Below are 3,189 nucleotides of genomic sequence, written 5' to 3'. Positions count from 1 at the left end.
AATGTTCAATACTTGTGTGCCTTTGCCATCTCCACCATTGCCTGCAGGTTCACTGTGGGTGTCTTGCTGACAATACCACACCCTGGAGCAAGCAATGCGACCCCTGCATCAAGGACTTCCTTTGACTTCTCTTTGATGAACTCAGGCGTCTTGTTCCAGAGCACGTTCACAGGGTCCAGGTTACCGACTATAACAGCCTTCTTAACTGCCTTGACAGCAGTTGCAGGATCAACGTTCTGGTCGACACTTATCGCATTGACACCAGATGATTCCATGAGTGCAAGACCTGCTGTGGTATCACCGCAGATGTGCAGCACTGTGGGCACGTTCAGTTCGTTCATGGCATCTACCAGTTTCCTGTGGAATGGCACTACGAACTTCTCGTAGAACTCAGCTCCGATCAGCTGGTAACTGGCGGTCGGGTCGATGATGACCATGGTATCTGCACCGTTCTCCACCATCTTCTTGGCGTATGCAATGCTGAAACCTGTGGAGAACTCCATGAGCTTCAGGCCCAGGTTCTCATCTGTGAAGATGTTCATGAACCAGTCGTCGCCGTTCAAATGCTGTGCCAGGGAGAAAGGACCTGCTAAAAGCTTCGAGTGCTTCTTCATACTTATTCTGTCTGAAAAGTATCTCTCCTTTACAGTACCATGCTTCCGAACTATCCATTTTCATTTTTGGGGATGAAGTGAGCGGGATCCATGTGAACCGCGGAAACTGGTAGCTCAAAGGCTGTGAATATTCTATGGAACACTCAAAAGCCTCAAGAGCAGTATCATAATTTCCAAGCTCTCTTAGAACATTTCCTTTGCAATACCATGCCTCAGGGAACTCTCTACATTTGGACAGAGAATTTTCGAGGCAAATCAAAGCTTCTTCGTATCTCTGAGACGTATAAAGCACAAAGCCTTTCCTGAAAAGGTATTCAGGATCTTCAGGAGCTTTCTCCAGCATCTTCTCGATAAGTTCAAGCGAAGCATCATATCTGCCCATCATATAGTTTGCATAGCTTTTGCAGGACAAGATCTTAAGAAAACTTATCTTTGATCGCTTTGCAGCCTCAGGATCACCCTGAGATGTGAGCATATCTGTCTCTTCTTCCCATAGTCTTTCTGCCACATCATAAGCATCTAAGCAGTCCTCGAACCTATGCATCTTGAGAAAAATAGACCCTTTGTTATAAGCCTGCAGCGCATCATCATGAATCTTTTTGATGTCTTTCTTCGTAGAATTTCCAGTAAAGAATTTTTCAAAAAGTTTCATTTATCAGCCACCTCACTACAAACGGAAACAAAAATAATCCCCTTCAAGCCTGAACTTTTCACGTGTGTGACATTCGGAACACAGACAACCTTCTTTTAATGATGGTTCGTATTGATTTTTCCTGGCACAGAACATCATGCCATTTCCAGGACATGTCGTACATGTTGTACAGAGACAACCTTTGGAATGATGATATGAAGTACATATACCAAAATACCTGCCATAAGTTTCCCTGTTCCTGTCAGTAAGTTCTGAGGATCCCATAAACTATGACCTTTAAAACTGTGTGTCCTTTTCAACGTTTTATTTTCACTGAACGCTTTATTTTCAAGATTGAATGATCCATTGTTTGCTCGGGGCAGATGGCAACACAACGTCTACAGCTAGTGCCCAGGCAATGCTGGCTGTCGATATTTGCAAACCTCTTACCCTCTCTTTCAATGATGGTCACCGCATCTTCCGGACACTCTTTTTCACATTTATGGCAAAGGATACATTTTTCCACGGGTCCTTCAAGGATGATCCCTATATCTTTAACAATATCAAGACCTTGCCTGCCCACATCATCAATGTCCCTTGAAACACGTTTTTCGATATTCACTTTTTCTAAGGCCCGGGGGAAAGGCTTAATTTTATACAGCTCGAGCATCTGATCATATACCTCAATGGGCATCCCTTGCTGCCAGTAAGATAGTTCACAAACGTATATGTCCTTGAATGTTTCACTCGTAGCCATCATGAGGTGGTCTGCATGTATCTTCTTTGCCACAGAAATGACATCACATAACTTAATGATATCCAATGCCAACTTTCTTGCCAGCCCTATAGAAGTGTTACCGAATTGCACAATGTTATCTGAAAAACCTGGTGCGGAACCAATATGTCTTGCTTTTTCAGCATCTACATAAGTTCCGGTAGCTCCGGACATATAAACATATTTAAGGTCAGAATACTCAATACCTGCTGCTACCATGAGAGTCATATGGGCAGCTCGAATGGCACCTATTGCCTTACCCACTTCTTCTACATCTTTATCTGTGATTATAATACCGTCACCCAGGACTATTCTTCCCTCCGGAAGATGCGGCAACTTTTTAGTCAGGCCTTCTTTGATAGCCAGGGCAATAGTCGAAATAACCCCTGTTCCTGTAATACCTTTGGCCTGTATGCCCGAAGATTCAATGACCTCACCGGAAACCGGATCAATAAGATCTCCTTTTACAGTTTCCATCTTCTCATTGAGCACTATAAGCCGCCAGTGGTGACCCTCGAGATTTACATCGCTTATGGCTCCGGGACCTGCCAGCATACCGCAGTTGATGCCCTGCCCTTCAATGGCCGGACCGGCAGCAGCACTCGCAGTGATTATCTTATCCCCGACCTTTAGTGCCATTTCAGCATTTGTTCCATAATCCGTTACCAGGCAAGGTCCATCCTGGTGAATGAAATCAGTTTCCAGCATCATTGCAAGGGCATCGGCACCGATCTCATGTTTTATAGCAGGTGGGATCACTATCTCACAGTTGTCCATCTCATAGATACCTTTGAAGATCTCATTGGCAGGAAACACACGCGCATCCCTTTTGACATTGTGCACACCCAATTTTTTTTGTTTTGTCTCTCCTGCATACGCAAGGTCTAATATCTCACTGTTCTGGAAAAGGGATAACTGTATTGGATTACCGCAAACAGCTATCCTCTGAATACTGGAAGGATCAACATCGAACCTTTCCAGCACTTCTTTAACAGCCTCGATCATCAATCCATGAGCTACATCCTTTCCTGTGTTGATGGCAAAATCCAGATGGTCCATTACATTCCCTCCCGGAAGAGGGTGACCCATAGTGATCACAGTTTTAATGGTTTCCCTAGATTTGATATCTATCAGCTGCGATCTGAAACCGCTAGTCCCAAGGTCCAGTG

General features: G+C 44.4%; 3 protein-coding genes and 1 pseudogene. All 4 read right to left on the bottom strand.

All coding sequences use genetic code 11. The features are described 5' to 3' along the window. Positions 1–5: 5 nt before the first annotated feature. Positions 6–593, bottom strand: a pseudogene (locus tag AB7U21_RS11530) (MtaA/CmuA family methyltransferase); the annotation flags it as partial. After that, positions 523–996, bottom strand: a complete 474-nt coding sequence (locus AB7U21_RS11525) for a tetratricopeptide repeat protein (RefSeq protein ID WP_428389198.1) — start codon at positions 994–996, stop codon at positions 523–525. The pseudogene AB7U21_RS11530 and the gene AB7U21_RS11525, both read right to left, overlap by 71 nt. Before the next feature lie 285 nt (positions 997–1,281). Further along, complete coding sequence (locus AB7U21_RS11520; protein ID WP_428389196.1) at positions 1,282–1,530, bottom strand: DUF2769 domain-containing protein; 249 nt, start codon at positions 1,528–1,530, stop codon at positions 1,282–1,284. 31 nt (positions 1,531–1,561) lie between these two features. Further along, on the bottom strand, positions 1,562–3,187 hold the full coding sequence (locus tag AB7U21_RS11515) for a methylamine methyltransferase corrinoid protein reductive activase (protein WP_428389194.1): 1,626 nt from the start codon (positions 3,185–3,187) through the stop codon (positions 1,562–1,564). Positions 3,188–3,189 lie beyond the last annotated feature (2 nt).

The organism is Methanomethylovorans sp., from assembly GCF_050177135.1.
Taxonomy (GTDB): Archaea; Halobacteriota; Methanosarcinia; order Methanosarcinales; family Methanosarcinaceae; genus Methanomethylovorans.
The sequence above is the reverse complement of the archived record's forward strand: the minus strand, read 5'-3'. Positions and strand labels throughout refer to the sequence as shown.

What these genes read in the sequence shown, in the direction of transcription:
- AB7U21_RS11525 (WP_428389198.1), bottom strand. Translation starts at nt 996, where the DNA reads ATGGGCAGATATGATGCTTCGCTTGAACTTATCGAGAAGATGCTGGAG.
- AB7U21_RS11520 (WP_428389196.1), bottom strand. Translation starts at nt 1,530, where the DNA reads ATGGGATCCTCAGAACTTACTGACAGGAACAGGGAAACTTATGGCAGG.